The following is a 16,705-nucleotide window of genomic DNA, read 5'->3' on the forward strand; positions in this document are numbered from 1 at the left end:
TAAGCCCGGCTTTTGTGTTTGTATAACCGCGTGTTTATATTTCCTGCTCGTCTGGTATAATACAGGTGTTAATGTATTTTTCCAATGTAGCCCGCTGCAGGTTTTTACCAATGAACACCAGCCGCGTTTGGCGGGGTTCCTCTTCCTTCCAGGGCGCGCCAGCTATCCAGCAATGTGTGCCGGCAACGGATTGTATAATCATCCGGTTGGGTATGTTATCGCCATATACAAACCCTTTAATCCGGTACAGGTTGTTGCCAAATACATCTTCCAGGGAGTGTAGCAGAAAATTGAGTGCCGAAAATACCACCGGCTCATCCAGGGTGAAAGTGAGTGCCTTTATTTTTTCGTGTGGTTGACGGGCTTGTTGAAACACCTGCTCGGTAGTCTGCACCATCTTATCCGTTCTGTAAGCAAACAGCTGCCATATATCACAATCCTTCACCACCCCAAAATCACAGTCATGTATAGCGGCCAGCGGGTTAATGGAAGTGAGCAAAGCGGTTACTTCGCTTTTGCGCGCCGCTGCTTCGGGAATATCTGTTCTGCTAAGTAGTAATACATCTGAAAAAGCTATCTGGCGTCCGGCTTCTTCTGTTTCTTCCAGCAAACGTTCAATGTGTTGCACATCAACCATACAAATCACCGCATCCATATAACAGTGTTGCTGTACCATTTCATCCAGTAAGCTGCCTGCCACACCCGCAGGATCGGCTACACCGGTTGCTTCAATGATAATGTGATCGTAGCCTTCCGGGCTTTCTGCCATTTGTAACACCGCTTCGGTTAAAGCGCCGCTTTGCGTGCAGCAAATACAGCCTGAGCTGATGGTGCGGATAGCTTCTGCTTTATTCTCGAGCAAATCGGCATCAAACGCATAAGATGCAAATTCGTTTTCAATCACCGCTATCTTCTTATCCTTTTTGTCTTCTAACAGCTGGTTGAGTAAAGTGGTTTTACCACTGCCCAGGAAGCCGGTTAATATAGTAATGGGAATTCTTGTTTCTGTTATCATACACAGGTATTGTGTTCGTATGCTGCGAAGGTAATATATCTTATGCAATGATGTTGCAATAGTGGGAGGGGGATTGTTTGCCAGGTTGTTGCAGTAAACTTTTTACTTTTACAGGATATGACGAAGGATGTACGAAAAATAGCGGCGCAGGCTGCCTGCGAATGGATACAGAAGGGGATGACGGTAGGATTGGGGGCGGGTACAACCATTGCCTACCTGGTAGAATTTCTTGCGGTGGACAGGGAGTTGGCGGAATCGCTTGTTTTTTTATCTGCATCGGCCGGAACCACCCGGTTGTTAATAGATAACGCACTTCGTGTAGACGACACCGCCCATCACGATCAGGTGGATGTATACTTTGATGGGTGCGACCAGCTGGATCAAAGATTGTATGCCTGGAAAAGCGGTGGTGGCATTCATACCGATGAAAAGATACTGGCATCTATGGCTACCGATTTTATATTGCTGGCAGATGATTCCAAACTGGTAGATGTGCTGACCTTACATTTTCCACTAGTACTGGAAGTGCTTCCGGCAGCGCAGCAAAAAGTGAAGTCCACTATTGGCAAAATGTTTCCTGGCGTGGAGCTTACTTTTCGCCTAACAGCAGAAGGGGCGCCTGTGCTTACTGCAAGAAACAATGTGTTGTTAGAAGCCCGTTTTCCGGTACTGCCCGGGTTGGATGAACTAGATCGCTTAAAAATGCTGCCGGGTGTGGTGGATCATTCTTTGTTTTACAAAATGGCATCCAAAGCCATTGTAGCAAGCTATGGTGATGTAAAGGTATTGCAGGCTTCGCGGTTTTGATAAGGCTTTACTAGCCTGGAAAGCTTTGCTTACATATACAAACAGCGCCGGCAGTTTTCCTGCCGGCGCTGTTTGCGTTAAAAAATGAGATACTGATTATTTAGTTGATTTTTTAAATACACTTACGTCTCCGCTTGTAGTCACTTTTACCACTACTTTCTGGTTGTTGGTTTCCAGTGATACATAATAGGAAGAACCTTCTGTGTTGTGATCCAGTTCAATCACTTCTGTAGTGGTATATCCGTTGTACTTGCTTTGTAAAGTAGTAATAGCGCGTAAGGGCAGCTGTTGGTAACTGATAGTACGGCTGGTAGCTACCAGTTCCCCTTCATTATAGAAAGCCTGCATGTTAGTGCTATCCATAACAAAGCTGATGCTTACCAGTTCACCTATAGTTTTATAGTGAACGTTGGTGGCACCCGGATAGGCAGTTTTAAACTGGTTGATAACACGGCTGTCGTTATTGTCGGCAGCAAAGGCAGAAGTAGCTAAAGTGATAACGGTGATGGCGGCGATGATGAACTTTTTCATAATAGTAATTTTTATAATGATGTTGTTTTTTCGTTTTCAGTAGTAATAAGGCCAACGCAATGCCAAACCGCTATGCCAGTTGTAAGTGTTTGATAATCAATTGTGAATGAGATTGGGTATGGAGATGCTGTTGTAACGGAAGCGAACAGTCTCTGTGCGGTAATGTATCAGACAGACAAACTTGCGTCATTGGGCTCAATAGTATGGGCTTATTTTAGGGTACAGCATCAGTTTGCTTGCTTTCCAATAGCTATTGGAAACTGAGCAGCGTCTGTTGGATGTGGTCCAATAGCTATTGGAAACTGAGCAGCGTCTGTTGGACGCGGTCCAATAGCTATTGGAAGCCGTGCAGTGTCTGCTGGACGTGGTCCAATAGCTATTGGAAGCCGTGCGGTGCATGCTGGATGCGGTCCAATAGCTATTGAAAGCCATGCAGTGTCTGCTGGGTGCGGTCCAATAGCTGTTGGAAGCTGTGCAGTGTCTGCTGGACGGGGTCCAATAGCTATTGGAAATTACGCGGTGAGTGGGCCAGGGGGTAAATAGTGTTGGGCGTATTGTATTTATAATGATTTATTTAATGTATTTCCCTGGAGGTATCTTTGTGCAGTTATTATCCCGGAATATGTATATTTATCTGCACTCTTATAAAAAGTGTTCTCCCTTTCCCTTGCCATTTATCCTATAACTGCTTATTACTGTGAAGTGCCGCTATTAATAACCGAATAGATCGCTATGCCTTTGACATTACTTTGCGCGCCTTTTGACGCTGCTGGGTGCGCGCTGGCTCAATTAAAACTGGCTACCCTGTGTAAGTCGCACCCTAATAGTCTTCAACACACACGTACCGAACTGCATGCCTATATGAAGCTGGCTGTTCTTTATTTGCAGATGCAATTAGCTACCCGGCTGATGGATAGCAGAGACCATTCCGAAAAACAGATAAAGCTATCCGAAGTCTGTACAGTTCTGGTTGAATGTTTAGACCATTTGTACAGCTACAGAAAACATTATCCTTCCTGCTATGCTACCTCTCAGCTGTATTCGTCGCTGATGCTGCTTTTGCAGGATTGCTTTGATGATGTCAGGAAAAAACTGGATGCTGCGGGTTGTCGCAGCCTAAAGGTGCCGGATATACAATTGGCAAAGGAAAAGATGGGCTTGTGTCGCAGGTTGCATTCATTGGCGCAATACTGGAAAGGAAGAGATAAAACTACTGCCGATGCGGTACTGATGCCCATGAAAAAAATACTATATGGCAGGGATACACGCGATTTTACCTATGAAGTATTAGAGTATATCCAGCATATATTTCCCGTGCTGGAGCAGGCTATACGCCAGGCAAAGTCCGACGATGAAATTGTGCAGTTGTTACTGGATCATAATTTTAATCATCCGGAGATTCTGTTCCTGCACGAGCAGCAGTTGGATGCGGAACTGGCTGATATGTCCAACAATAAAAAAATAGCACATCTGGAACGGCAGTTGAAAATGGTGAAATCAGGTTTGTTCACTTATAAGGGAGCCTTGTTGCCGGGCGGGAAGTCGGCACGGAAGATGAAGAAAAAGCGTTATAAAAAGCTGAAAGATTACTACAGTCACCTGGAGCAGGTTGCCTGGGATGCAGCTTCTGCCACTGCCGGCATGCCCAGCTTTGAACCACTGGTATGGAATATGTCTACCCGGGAGTTTGCCGCTTTTTGCAAGATGTGGAAGGAGTGTGAGGTGTTTAAGAACAAAGATTTTATAGCCATATTGCGCACCCTGTTGCTGGTAAGCAGGTTTTCTGATACGAAAGAGCCACCCAAAGCCGATCATGTAAATAACCTGGCTAAACAACTTTCCTTTCCTACTCATACAAAACTTTCACGGCTGGTGCAAGACAGCAAAAGCTATCTCAATAGCCGCAGTATGCGTGCTAAAAAAGAGTAGTGTATGTATAAGTGTTTGGTTAATAGTTGAATTTTGGCCTTCCTGTTTCTTTATGGAAGGTGCAGTCAGGGTATTTATAGCCAGGAAAATGCCTGCAAGCCTTGCGGAACGCCTATGCACGTATGCTTGTCGTCTTTGTTGCGCTCCCGCATAAAATAATATAAAAATTTATTTCCTTGTCTGCACTGCATTACAGCTATGCTGCCGGCAGTATGCCGTTTGCAGAGCTGTAGCATTCTATGTCTTTTTACATCGTCAACAGGCGCTGCATGTTACACAAAGAACGGCCGTTCGCCTTTTCCTGCTTCGCTTCCGGTTATTGCGCATAAAGCGGCAGGGGAGGGTTACAAACAGCAGATGCCAACACTTACATTTTTTATTACATAAAACAAAAGACATGATAAAGAAGCATGTGCATTTTATACCGCAACAAGAAGGTTTATTATTACTATGGTTAACCAACCTGAAAGAGAAAATAGGAACAGCGGGTGCAGCCGCTGGTATGCCAGCAACAGAAATTACCGAACTGGAAACATTTCTTACGGCGCTGATAGGTGCCATTAACCTGGCGGAAATAAAGCGGAATGAGTTAAAGAATGCTTTGACAGAAAGGGATGAACTGAAAAAGATAAACCTGAAGGGTATTATGGTGCTGGTAAATCGCCTGAAGAACCTGCCTGGCTATAAAGCCAGCATAGGTAGCGAACTGGGATTGAACAGCACCTCTCAGGTGGTAGATCCTTTGTTGCTGAAACCTGATATTAAAGCAGCGGTATACCCCGGCAAAGTGCTGATTACATTTAACCTGCAGCTGATGAATTGTATTACCATTTACAGCCGAATTAAAGGTTCTAACGGATGGGACAGGCTGGGCAACGATTATGAATCGCCGTTTGAAGATGTGCGCCCTTTAATGGTGGCCAACCAACCGGAAACCCGCGAATACCAGGCACTTTACTTTAATGGCCGGCAGGATGTGGGGTATGCCAGTGATATAATAGAAGTTACTTACGGAGGTTAAAAAACTGTACAGATGCAACTAATATTACAACGTACCTACTATGCCAATGGCACCAATGGTAACCTGTATGTGGATGGCCGGTTGTTTTGTTATACTATTGAATTGCCGTGGCTGCAAAACAAAACCTGTGTCTCCTGCATACCCGAAGGCACTTACCGGTTGGTGAAACGTTTCAGCGATAAATTTAAGAGCCACCTGCATGTGCAGGGAGTAAAAGGCAGAAGCCTTATCCTGATTCATCCCGCTAACAATGCCCTGCTGCAATTGCAGGGATGTATTGCGCCGGTTACCACCATCACCGGACCGGGCTGCGGTAATTTGTCCAGGGCTGCGTTTCAGCCGTTAGTGCTAATGGTGTACCATGCATTGGATAATAACAAAAGTGTTTTATTAACTATTACCACAATCTAAAAAAATGAAGTTCTATAATCAGTTATTAACGCTTTTACAGCGTATCAAAGCGCCAACGCCTTCCTTTTTTAAAAAGCTGCGTGCAATAGGGTTGACGTTGATGGCCGTTAGCGCGGTTATCATAGCCGCTACAGATGTGTTGCCTCATATTGTAATACAGATAGCAAAATACCTGGCAGTGGCAGGTGGTGTGCTATCGGCAGTAAGTCAAACCACCGTGGATAATGCAGTGTTACAGGCTGCTAAACAGCTGGATGAATAGCAAAATGGTTGAACATAATAATAACAGCCACCTTTCGGGGTGGCTTTTTGCTGCGCAATGGGCAGAGCTGGATGCGCGTTTTCCGGAACAGGTGCAGCAAAAGTTTTTGAAGATAGGAGATACTACAAAGCTATTTGGCTAGAAAAAAATAAGCCCAGGCCTTAGACAAGGCGGGCCGTTTGCTAACCTATGAAAAACACCTAGTTTATAATAAGGTAATTGATATCTTTTCTTTGTTTGCGAAGCCGCTTACCGTGCTTTGCGATATAAAAGTAGAACGTTTTTTATTACGATGAAATCATTGCTGTAGTTATAATTTCTTTTTAATCTATGTTAGGCCGGCTTCATCAGTAAGCTTAAGAATTACTGAAAGAAAATGCCGGCAGTCATTCTGCCGGCATAGTTATTATACAGATAAATCACTTGTTTATTTAGCTGATTTTTTAAAGAGGCTTACTTCTCCGTTTACACTCACTTGCGCTACTACTTTCTGGCTGCTGGTTTCCAGTGATACATAGTAAGAAGTACCTTCTATGTTATGATCCAGTTCAATCACTTCTGTTGTTGCATATCCGTTAAATCTGTTTTGTAAAGCGGTGATGGCGCGGGAGGGCAATTGCTGCAGGCTGATGGTGCGGCTAATGGCTATCTGCTCGCCCTCGTTATAAAAAGCCTGCATGTTGTTACCGTTGTCAACAAAGCTGATGCTTACCACTTCCCCTATGGATTTATAATGCACGTTGGTTGCGTTGGGATAAGCTGCTTTAAACAGGCTGGCTACGTGGCTGTTGTTGTCTGCTGCAAAGGCAGTAGTAGCTAAAGTGATAAAGGTGATGGCGGCGATGATAAACTTTTTCATAATTGTAATTTTTATAATGATGTTGTGTTTTGCGATTACATAACAGATAAGTCCAACGGAGTGCCAAACCGCTGTACCAATTGTAAGTGATTGATAATCATTTTTGATGAGGTGGTGTCGGTAAAGAGCAGTTGTAACGGAAGCGAACAGTTTCTGTGCGGTAATGTATCAAACGAACAGGCTGAAAGGGTAGTATAGGGGCAGGTTAAAAATGTTTACATTTATAGCACTCTTTTCATAAAAAACACAGATGAAGCAAAGTGAATCTACTACAATTGCCAGGGCGGCTGATAATCAGCCGGGCGTATATTCATCGAACCCTATGCAGTTGCTGGAACAAAAGAAGCCAGGAGTAAATCCTATTCAGTTATTTCCTCAATATTTAAAGACGTCGCACCAGTCCGGAAATAAAACAGGCATATCTGCGGCCAATGGACCGGTGCAGTTAGAGCGTTCTGCCGCGATCAAGTGTATTATGGGAGTAATACCGGTGAGTGTGTATGAGGCGATGATTTACTACGAATTTTTATCCTCTTCTTACCGGTGGCCAATAATGATAGGTTCCTTTTTATTGCCATGGGTGGCACCTTATTTACGCAGGATGTATCAAAGTACACTGGATTACATGGCTGTTGAACCAGAGAGGGTAACACAGGGGGACAACAAGGAGAATATGACCCCGAAAGTAACCACAGGGCTGGAATTGAGTCATATTGCAGATTTAAGAAAGGATGCTTATTTGCAGGAAGGAGAGGGTAACCTGTTAGCTAACAGGTGGGGAGTGAGTGCCACTGTGTATGTAGATAGTGGTGTGATACGAGCGGATAAATTGCGGTTGATCAATGCTAATGGTTTAAATTATGGCAATGGCGGAAGGCAGGGATATGCATTGTTTACAGGGGGGAATCATTACATCAATCTGGTAAGTGATGTGGCCGGGAAATATATAGATGGAGATGGTAACCGGTTTAGGGAAGGAAAAAAAGCTATTGCAGATGGTAATTGCCTGATAGATGTATTACATATTATTGCCCGGAATGAAAAAGGGACCCCCGAAATTTTTAAGGAAGCCAGAAAGTATATCGCTGATAATATTTCACGTGATACGGTAAGAGGTACGTTGAATGGAATGATTACGGGAATGCTGGCAGGCGAACATCAGCCGGGTATTGGTACCAATGTGCTTAGAATTATGAATAAGGATACGGCGTTTATGAAGGTGTACGGGCAGGAACTTGCTCTAAAACAGGAAGCAGAAGCGCTAAAGCGACAGCAGAAGCAAGAGGAGAAACTAAAGAAAAAGCAGGAAGAAAAAGACCGGCTAAAGAAATTAAAAGAAAACGGCCTTAAAGGCAAAGAGGGGGCTGGAGATGCGAGTAGTTTGGTGGATGATATTTCAGATGAGGGAGATGATAGTGAGCCGGATTCGGATGATGATAAGGAAGAAGGGGGTGAAGCGCTTCGCGCAGATGGAGTTGAGAAGGCCCATGAAGATGGAGGAGACTCAGGCCAAAAGAATATTTATACTGCGGATATAGGTACTCAGCTGGGATTGATGAAACGTTCACTAGGCATTGCTGCGCCATTTACTGCCCGGCATAAGGGATTAATCCGAAGAATAGATGTTGTGCTGGATAGCTTATATATAGAAAGGAAGCAGTATAAGAGATTGTTGCATGAATTAAAGCAACCCGATTTTGTACCTGGTAAAAAAGCAGCGGCTGCTGGTCCGGCAGTAGTAATTACATACGAAACTACTACGCTGGAAGAATTTATTAATAGTGATTCGGATATCTTAGGTACTGTTGATAACGTACTTACACACGGGTTTGGTAGTAGTTACGGTACCAATCAAACAGAACAGATTAATAACCGTAAAGTGAAACATCAGCATGTGGAAGGCGGCACCGCGATAGCTTTTGCCTGGGTGGATAAAGACACTTTGCATATAGCGGGATTTGGTACGAAGTCAGACTCTGCCGTAAAAGGATCGGGTGGCTATAAATGGGATACCAAGCCTAAATAAAGAAAATATTATCCAAACTATTTGGGTTGGCTGAAAAAAAATAAGCCCAGGCCTTAGACAAGGCGGGCCGTTTGCTAACCTATGAAAAACACCTAGTTTATAATAAGGTAATTAAAATCTTTTTCTTTGTTTGCGAAGCTGCTTATCGTGCTTTGCAATATAAAAGTAGAACGTTTTTTATTACCACGAAATCTTTGCTGTAGTTATAATTTCTTTTTAACCTATGTTGTGCCTGCTGTATCAGTAAGCTTAATAATACCTGAAAGAAATATCATAAAAAATCCCAGGGAGACACCCTGGGACGCACCAACGGCCGATACCGGTATGGCGCCCAAATTCATATGTTACAGGCTTTGCAATGATTACAGGAAAGGCAGTACCGATACGGTGAGGTTGGCGTAGGGAACTGCGCCAAACCTGCTTTCCATAAAATAATCAGTCGCCTTTTTATCTTTATCAAAAGCCCTGCTTTTCAGGTTGCTGAAAATGCCGCCATTGATGCCTATCATTATTTTCTTACTTATCAGGTATTCCAGCCCTAACCCGGTTTTCAGTTCCATGCTGGAGTAGTTCACGTTGTTGGGAATGCCCACATACGTCTGATCATTGAAGAAGGAGATATTACCGGTAATGTTAGTGCCAGCGCTTAGCCATAATCTGCGGGCCAGGGGTTGCTTCAATGCTAAACGCGAAGGCAGGTTAATATCTATTTCCAGTCCGTTGTTAAACTGGTGCCAGTAGCCTATTACAGGCAGAAAGGGGATGTTGAGAGAAGGATCTATGTTTAACATGCCGCCCAGGGATACACGGGTATTACGCGTTTGTTTCAACGTAAAAACCGCGCCGGCCAGATAACTCATTTTCTTTACCGATTGCACATCGCTGGAAGTACCTGTTACGGCCGCCGTATAATATACAGGCACGCCAAATAAAGAGTCTATCCGGGAAAAAGAAGCAGTAACCCCTACGGTTAATTTATTATAGTTCAGTTGTTCTTTATTCAAAGAGGTGGTTGCATTGTTTACCTCGCTAAAATGGGCTATCTGCTGTAAGGTAAGTACCGAAAGGCCTACCGTGTTTTTGTTCCATCTTACCACGGGGATATTAAAAAGTGATGCGGTGCGGTATTGTTCCATTTTACCTTCCAGTACCTGTTTGCCATTCACATCTGTATGGAATTTGCTTTTGCTGATGTAATCGCCCGACATGGTTATCTGCCGCAGCAAGGGATTCATAATAGCGGCCTTGGTCATGCCTTCGTTTCTTAATGAATCCGCTACAGAGGTTTGGTCGATAGTGGTGCCGGTTTGAGCCTGCACACGGGTGATTGCCAGGGCGGCGAAAAAGATAGAGAATACGGAAGTTTTAGCTATAGTAGTCATCATTGATACATTTGATGCTGCAAAGTTGCTGTGCAGGGCAATGGCTGTCAAGCTAAAACAAACCGAAAGGGACAAAATCCAACCTCAGTGTTCCTAATGCCAACTGAAAGTACAGGGCAAAGCGCTACAAACGTCTATGATTTACTTAACCATTCCAGGAAGGCAGGAATGCGGTTTTTGCTTACGGTAATGCGTTCCGGAAATTCAATGGTAAGGTTTAGTGACAGCTTACGGGAGAAAAAGCTGCTGGCGTCAATAATGGCTTTACGGCTGATCAATACCTGCCGGTTGGCCCGGAAAAATTGGAATCCGGTGGCCTTTTCCAGCTCTTCCAGGTTTTTATTGGGGAAGTAGATTTTGCCGTTGAAAGTGCGCAGGTGTATCACTTCTTTCTCCAGGTAAAAAAGGGCAATGTCTTCTGTTTTAACAGGAATGATCTTGTCCTGGAAATGCACCAGCACCGAGGTGTTGGCAGTGCTTGCCTGCTGTGTATGTAACAGGTGTATCAGCTCTTTGTAACTGGCGGCCTGTGGAGGGGTGAACACCTCTTTAAACTGCTGGTATTTAAGAAGGGCAGCTTCTATAGCTGCAACTGAATAAGGCTTGAGTATATAGTCGATGCTATTGGTGCGAAAAGCCGTAATGGCATATTCGTCAAATGCGGTGCAGAATATAACCGGTGCGGTAACAGGCACCTGTTCAAATATGTCAAAGCTCAACCCATCGCCCAGCTGTATATCGCTGAAAATAAGGTCGGGGGCAGGATGACTTTTAAAATACTTTACGGCTTCTTTTACACTATGTAACTGTGTAATAACAGTGGGTTCCTGTACAATAGAAGTAATGCTTTCTTCCAGGTCTTCTGCTACCAATCTTTCATCTTCTATAATTACTATGTTCATATGGTAATAGTTTAATGCTTACGGAAAACACTTCCGCATCTTCCCGGATAAGGATATCCTCACCGGAAAGCAACTTGTAACGTTCTGATAAATTAGCCAATCCGTTACCGGTAGATATTTCCCGAACGCTTTTGCGTTGCAGGTTGTTAGATACGATAATGTAATCTTCTTTTTGTACAATGGAAACGGCTAAAGGCTGCTCGTTGGTAACCTCGTTATGTTTAATGGCATTTTCTACCAATGGTTGCAGCGAAAAGGTAGGCAGTGCACAGCTGTGATAAGTGTGCGCTGGTATGTTAATAGTGCATTCAAAAGCACCTTTAAAACGGATCAGCTGCATTTCTACATAATCTTTTAAAATGGCTATTTCTTCGTCTACACTGGAAAGTCGCTCAGTGTGGGTAGATACAGAAGCCCGTAAAAAATTAGCGAGGTGCAGCAGGTAGGTTTCCCCGTTTTTCTGGTCTTTCTTATACAAGGTTTTTAAGGTGTTTAACGCGTTAAACAGAAAGTGGGGATGTATCTGCTGCTTTAACAACAGGTTGGCTGCTTCTGCCTGCGCTGTTTTTAAATGGGCAATCTCCAGGTCGGAGCGTATTTTCTGGCTGGTTACTATTACATAGTCCTGCATCAACAGCACAAAGGTGTTGATCATTACATTGGAAATAAGAAAGGTAAGCAGTTGATGCAAAGGAATGCTGGTCCACGATAAATGCGCTCTCCAGGCAAATAGCGGCCACATGGCTAGGTATACCAACGTGCTGGCGGCATAACTGGCAATATAGCGGATAGTATTTGCCTGGGTTTTAGACTGCTCAAAGCGACGCTGAAAAAAAACAAGCAGGTACAGGTTTACAAAACCTACCAGGGAAATGATAATTAAAGCGGTGAACAGGTAAAATACAGACAGGTAGAACGGCTGACTTAACAACAGGAATAAAAACACCGTTATGCTTACAATGATCGTAAGCAGAACGTTCATACGGATTAAATTTCTAACCGGAAGCCTTTTTTCCATCGTGTAAAGGTAGTTACGTTACCTGGCTTTGTGCCTGGTGAAAGCCGAAGTGGACAATATAGCCCCTGAATGGACATCGGGCGGCGGGAGAGGACAGCAAAGCCTTTTGTAACGAAAGGCTTTGCCGGTATTCTATGTAAGAAACAGGTAGCGCTGTTATTTGCTTACCATAGGCAGGTATTTTTTCCAGTTATCTGCGATTGCCCAAATAAGGATGGCTATAAGGATGCATACAATAGGCAAGCCGGATGGAGCCATACTGATGTTGGCAAACAGGATACCTGTTAGCAATGGAACCAGCACTACTGCACCTAATGCCCGGGTTCTTTTAAATATCAGCAATAACCCGCCGAGTATTTCGGCAAAGCCCACCAAAGGAATCAGCCAGCCAATTTCGTTAAAGGCGGCCATTGCTTTCATCATTTTTTCCGGCATTTCTTTAGGCATGGGCATATAGTGTAAAAATTTATCCAGCCCCGCATTCATAAACATAAGGCCCATTAACAGGCATAGTACAAACAGAATTTTAGCTTTCATAGTGAGAGTTTTATATGTTAAAGCAATCAGTTGTTAATTTACGTGCAATCGGTTGGTTTCTCAAAAATTTTTTCCAGGCCGGGTGCTTTAGAATGTTTTTAGAATCGAAATAGAATTTTACCAGCTCACAGAGTGGTATGATAGAACTGTATTCGAAAGATCAATTACTTATTCAATACCTGAAAGAAACGGTAAACGAGGAGTGGAGCTATGCGGCAGATGTGCATAGGCCACTGCTGTTGCTGGTGTGTGTGACAGGGCCCGGGCTAATGCTGGAAAACAATGAACAAACTATCGTAATAGATAAACCTAACCGTTTTACCGTGCTATATCTGCCCTGCATGCAAGGGCGCTTACGGGCTATCCGGCCAGGTAAGGTGGAATTATTTGTGATACAGTTTTCTGTGGAATGGTTACTGAAATTAACGAGACAGGATGCTTCACTCACCGCCCGCCTGCAGCAACTGGTGCTGGCAGATGTACCGGCCGCATTGTTGCAGGAGCCACTGGTGGCCGATCAGCTGATAAAAGAGCCCTTTTATGAAATGCTGCTGGCAGGTGCTTATGCAAAGCAGGTGTATAACCTGCTGGTAAAGGCCAATGTAATGCGCATTTGGGCTTATGTTATGCACCTGCAGTCGCTTCCGCTGCCCGAGGTGCAGCTGAAACACAGAAACCTGACGCTGGCCGAAAAAGCGCGGAAATACCTGGACAGGTTGCCGGACAAGGTGGATTACACCATTGTTTCTTTAGCGGAAGAATTAGGTACCAACGAAACCACGTTGAAGGTGGCGTTTAAAAAACTAACGGGCACCACCATTCATAAGTATTATCATAAAAAGAGAATGGAAAAAGCCGAAGCTTTATTAAAGGCGGGTAAAACGATTGGGGAAACTTCCAAGCTCATTGGGTACAGCCAGCTTTCGCATTTCTCCTATATCTATAAAAAACAATACGGCATTTCGCCCAGTAAAATTTATAAGTAAGCCACTGTACTGCCTTTGAAAAGCAAGCCCGGTGCGCTTATACAGTTTGTCTTCAGAATCGGCGGCTACTTTGCGTTGCTATGCTGATATCCATACTTATCTTCCTTGTATCGTTCCTTGCTTTTATACTAAGCGCCATTTGTGGTGGCGGAGCCAGTTTTTTACTGATACCTACGTTGGGCGTTATTTTGCCCACAGCCGAAGTGCCGGCTGCCTTAACCCTGGGCACAGCCACCAATTCCGTTTCGCGCATTATTGTATTCTGGAAAAATATCCGCTGGAAAATGGTGGCCTGGTTTATTCCGCCTGCTATCCCTGCCGTATGGTTGGGGGCAAAGCTGCTGGTGTATTTAAACCCGGTGTATGTAGAAATGCTGATAGGCATATACCTGCTTACCAACCTGCCTATGATTTTCAGGAAGAAAGCAAAGCCTGTAGCGGTGCGGGAAAAGCATATGGCCGGGGTGGCTGTGATAGGTGCGTTAACCGGGTTTATTTCCGGATTAACCGGGGCGGTGGGTTTATTGTTTAACCGGTTTTATTTAACCCGTAATCTGCATAAAGATGAAATCATTGCTACCCGGGCAGCCAATGAATTGCTGCTGCATTTGATAAAGCTTTTTTTATACGCATCTTTCGGGTTGTTGACTTCCCGTGTGTTGTTATATGGAGTGTTGCTTTCTGTGGCGGCCATACTGGCATCGCTGGCTACGAAAAAAGTACTGACTTTTTTAAGCGAAACGTTATTTCAGAAGATAGGATATGTGGCGATGGTGTTGAGTGGTGTGCTGATGTTTGGCTCGGCCGTAAGACATATCAGCGACAGCAATCACCTGGTGCTAAGCTTTTCGCCTGTTACCGGCGGGCATGAGGCTACCGTGCAATGGAACCAGAGTAGTTTTGTATTGGAGCTGGAATACGACGAAGGGTTTGAACTGGAGCGGAAGGTGTCGTTTAACGAAGTACCTGTAGCGGTGCAGGAGCTGGTAACACTGTTAACACAGGGAAGTAAACGGTATATGATAGAAGAAGTGTTTGGCTTTAGAAAGCATTACTACGAGTTATATGTAATAGAGGATAAGAAAGTAGTGAAATATGATATTAACCAATAGCAGGCGCTGCCCATTGAAGGGTAAAGGTGTGTTGGTTGTTTTGATAACTATAGCTTATACCGATATGGCTTAGGTCGCATATTTCTTTTACAATGGAAAGCCCCAGCCCGTGGTGCGTGCTGCTGGTTTGTGCTTTATAAAAGCGTTTGAACAATTGTTGTTGATTGGCTTCAGGGGCATGGCTGGTATTGGTGATAGACAGCAGGCCAGACGTTAGTGTTATTTTAATGCTGCCATTGGAATAGTTGTGGTTAATGGCATTGGATAGCAGGTTGTTGAGCAGTATATCGCAAAGGCTGTTATCCATTTGCACTACGGCTGGTGACAGTGAAGCCGAAACCGTAATGTTGTTACTGTTCCATATCTCTTTAAACAGGTTTATCTTATCCTGCACCTTTTCATCCAGCTGAATAGATACTACCTGGTCAAACTGCTGGTTCTCTATCTTCGCCAGCAGCAGTAATGATTTATTGAGTTTAGACAGGCGGCTGATGCTGCTTTGTGTGCTTTGCAGCAGTTCGCTTTGTTTTTCTGAAAAATCAGATTCCTGCGCCAGCAGGTCCAGCTTCGAGCGTATAATGGCCAGCGGCGTTTGCATTTCGTGCGAAGCGTTTTCGGTAAACTCCTTCAGTGTTAAATAATCGTTGCCGGCTTTGTTCATGGCATGCTCCATAGCCGCATTCATAATGGTAAATTCATCGGTGTTGCTGGGGGGCAGGCTGAAGGGGGTAGCAGAACCAATTTTGTAGCTCTTGAGCCCTTCCAGCGCTTCGTAAAAAGGCTTCCATAACTTTTGAAAGATAATGCGGTTGGCCAGTGTAGTAGCCAGCGCTATCAGGAATAAGGTGAGTATGGTAATGGCGGCAATATTGCGTAACAGGTTTTTAGTTCCTTCCAAAGGCCGGGCTATCGATACTTCGTAATACGTATCGCCTGCTTTTACACAAAACCTTGCCTGGCGGTATAATTCATCTTTATGTTCGTATTGGTTAAACAGGTTAATGGTTCGTTCCTTCTTTTTAAATACTTTCTTTTCACTGATGGGAGTATAAGAAACCATTAAATCATCGCTACGCTCGGCCATGTTTTCCGGAAGTGCGTTGTGTTCCTTTACATACCCGGTAATTTTATCACGGGTCACATCCAGGCTTTCATTTACTTCATTGAGTAGTATCGTGTATAAGGCAAAATAGAAAGCAACACTGGCCAGCAGAAAGATGCACCCCATAAGGGTAATATTAATACGGCTATATCTGGTTAACAGCTTCATATGGTACGATACTGCTAATTAAGCATATTTTTCAGGATCTCTATGTTATTTTCTATTCCTTTTTCCAGTAGCTGCCTGCAATAGCCTGTAAAATAACGTTGTGCGCGTAAAAACTGTATGCTGTGCTGTGTCCAGTCTGTAAACTTTTTACAGGTGCGCAGCTCCATTTCTTTTTTCACCTTTTTGTCGGATATAAAAAACTGGTCGGTGCCCAGGTGGTAAATGTCTGCATCGCAAAGGATAGATTCCTGGAAATTCTGCGGATTAGTAGGCATGCGGGTGGCCATAATGCAGCCAGCAATAGCCTGTATGGTTTCAACCCTTTCTTCGGTTTCAGCAAAGTACTGGCGCATCACTTCCACGCTTTTCTGTTCATGCCCTTCCAGTATAAATAAATGCCCTATATCATGAAACCAGGCTGCGGCCAGTACTATAAAACGGTCTTCTGTGTTCAGCTGATAATGGTCTGCAATTTCAGTAACATACTTTACCACCTCTTCGGTATGCTGTATATTATGGTATACCAGGAAAGGAGGTGTGTTCATCATAAACAATGAACCAATATAGATACTGATATCGTTAAGGTCTTTTCTGGTCATAGAAGCAAAGTAACATTCAATTCTAAAAAAATACTAAA

The 16,705-nt window shown here is 44.0% G+C and carries 18 protein-coding genes; 9 read left to right on the top strand and 9 right to left on the bottom strand.

The annotated features are described in order from the left end of the window. Positions 1–34 precede the first annotated feature (34 nt). The gene (locus FLA_RS07265) at positions 35–1,015 is read right to left on the bottom strand and encodes a CobW family GTP-binding protein (RefSeq protein ID WP_076379926.1); all 981 of its coding nucleotides are present in this window, start codon (positions 1,013–1,015) and stop codon (positions 35–37) included. Positions 1,016–1,132: 117 nt separating this feature from the next. Here FLA_RS07265 and rpiA point away from each other — a divergent pair, with 117 nt between their 5' ends. After that, on the top strand, positions 1,133–1,822 hold the full coding sequence (gene rpiA / locus FLA_RS07270) for a ribose 5-phosphate isomerase A (RefSeq protein ID WP_076379925.1): 690 nt from the start codon (positions 1,133–1,135) through the stop codon (positions 1,820–1,822). Between the two features lie 96 nt (positions 1,823–1,918). Here the strand turns inward: rpiA and FLA_RS07275 are convergent, their stop codons facing one another. Continuing rightward, a complete protein-coding gene (locus tag FLA_RS07275; RefSeq protein WP_076379924.1) occupies positions 1,919–2,353 on the bottom strand; it encodes a hypothetical protein in 435 nt (144 codons plus the stop codon). 732 nt (positions 2,354–3,085) lie between these two features. Here FLA_RS07275 and FLA_RS07280 point away from each other — a divergent pair. The 5 genes from FLA_RS07280 to FLA_RS31395 all read left to right on the top strand — a co-directional run bounded on the left by FLA_RS07280 (position 3,086) and on the right by FLA_RS31395 (position 6,118). Beyond that, positions 3,086–4,282 carry a hypothetical protein gene (locus FLA_RS07280; RefSeq protein ID WP_076379923.1) on the top strand — a complete coding sequence of 399 codons (1,197 nt, stop codon included), beginning with the start codon at positions 3,086–3,088 and terminating at the stop codon, positions 4,280–4,282. A 397-nt stretch (positions 4,283–4,679) separates the two neighbouring features. Next, on the top strand, positions 4,680–5,303 hold the full coding sequence (locus FLA_RS07285) for a hypothetical protein (RefSeq protein ID WP_076379922.1): 624 nt from the start codon (positions 4,680–4,682) through the stop codon (positions 5,301–5,303). A 12-nt stretch (positions 5,304–5,315) separates the two neighbouring features. Continuing rightward, positions 5,316–5,714 (top strand): DUF5675 family protein, encoded by a 399-nt coding sequence (locus FLA_RS07290; protein WP_076379921.1) that lies wholly within the window; start codon positions 5,316–5,318, stop codon positions 5,712–5,714. A 4-nt stretch (positions 5,715–5,718) separates the two neighbouring features. Beyond that, entirely contained in the window at positions 5,719–5,976 is a 258-nt protein-coding gene (locus tag FLA_RS07295; RefSeq protein WP_076379920.1) for a hypothetical protein, read from the top strand. Beyond that, a complete protein-coding gene (locus FLA_RS31395; RefSeq protein ID WP_159445119.1) occupies positions 5,969–6,118 on the top strand; it encodes a hypothetical protein in 150 nt (49 codons plus the stop codon). The genes FLA_RS07295 and FLA_RS31395 overlap by 8 nt, the downstream gene beginning before the upstream one ends. Before the next feature lie 285 nt (positions 6,119–6,403). Here the strand turns inward: FLA_RS31395 and FLA_RS07300 are convergent, their stop codons facing one another. Further along, entirely contained in the window at positions 6,404–6,835 is a 432-nt protein-coding gene (locus tag FLA_RS07300) for a hypothetical protein (RefSeq protein WP_076379919.1), read from the bottom strand. A 250-nt stretch (positions 6,836–7,085) separates the two neighbouring features. On the opposite strand from FLA_RS07300, the gene FLA_RS07305 reads away from it, so the two are divergent. Next, positions 7,086–8,861: a hypothetical protein gene (locus FLA_RS07305; RefSeq protein WP_076379918.1), complete on the top strand. Its 1,776-nt coding sequence runs from the start codon at positions 7,086–7,088 to the stop codon at positions 8,859–8,861. Between the two features lie 362 nt (positions 8,862–9,223). Here the strand turns inward: FLA_RS07305 and FLA_RS07310 are convergent, their stop codons facing one another. The 4 genes from FLA_RS07310 to FLA_RS07325 form a co-directional block, all read right to left on the bottom strand. Then, entirely contained in the window at positions 9,224–10,246 is a 1,023-nt protein-coding gene (locus FLA_RS07310; protein ID WP_144264057.1) for a DUF6268 family outer membrane beta-barrel protein, read from the bottom strand. A gap of 131 nt (positions 10,247–10,377) precedes the next feature. Continuing rightward, entirely contained in the window at positions 10,378–11,145 is a 768-nt protein-coding gene (locus FLA_RS07315) for a LytR/AlgR family response regulator transcription factor (protein WP_076379916.1), read from the bottom strand. Next, on the bottom strand, positions 11,120–12,127 hold the full coding sequence (locus FLA_RS07320; protein WP_159445118.1) for a sensor histidine kinase: 1,008 nt from the start codon (positions 12,125–12,127) through the stop codon (positions 11,120–11,122). Before FLA_RS07320 ends, FLA_RS07315 begins: the two co-directional genes overlap by 26 nt. A gap of 192 nt (positions 12,128–12,319) precedes the next feature. Further along, complete coding sequence (locus FLA_RS07325) at positions 12,320–12,700, bottom strand: MauE/DoxX family redox-associated membrane protein (protein WP_076379914.1); 381 nt, start codon at positions 12,698–12,700, stop codon at positions 12,320–12,322. Positions 12,701–12,837: 137 nt separating this feature from the next. Between FLA_RS07325 and FLA_RS07330 the strand changes: the two genes are divergently transcribed. Together FLA_RS07330 and FLA_RS07335 are read left to right on the top strand one after the other, a co-directional pair. Continuing rightward, on the top strand, positions 12,838–13,686 hold the full coding sequence (locus FLA_RS07330) for a helix-turn-helix transcriptional regulator (protein ID WP_076379913.1): 849 nt from the start codon (positions 12,838–12,840) through the stop codon (positions 13,684–13,686). Positions 13,687–13,766: 80 nt separating this feature from the next. Beyond that, complete coding sequence (locus FLA_RS07335; protein ID WP_076379912.1) at positions 13,767–14,798, top strand: sulfite exporter TauE/SafE family protein; 1,032 nt, start codon at positions 13,767–13,769, stop codon at positions 14,796–14,798. Here the strand turns inward: FLA_RS07335 and FLA_RS07340 are convergent. Beyond that, positions 14,788–16,068 carry a sensor histidine kinase gene (locus FLA_RS07340; RefSeq protein ID WP_076379911.1) on the bottom strand — a complete coding sequence of 427 codons (1,281 nt, stop codon included), beginning with the start codon at positions 16,066–16,068 and terminating at the stop codon, positions 14,788–14,790. The genes FLA_RS07335 and FLA_RS07340 overlap by 11 nt on opposite strands. A gap of 14 nt (positions 16,069–16,082) precedes the next feature. Then, entirely contained in the window at positions 16,083–16,667 is a 585-nt protein-coding gene (locus tag FLA_RS07345; protein ID WP_076379910.1) for an HD domain-containing protein, read from the bottom strand. Positions 16,668–16,705 lie beyond the last annotated feature (38 nt).

Origin of the sequence: Filimonas lacunae (assembly GCF_002355595.1) — a bacterium.
Lineage (GTDB): Bacteria > Bacteroidota > Bacteroidia > Chitinophagales > Chitinophagaceae > Filimonas > Filimonas lacunae.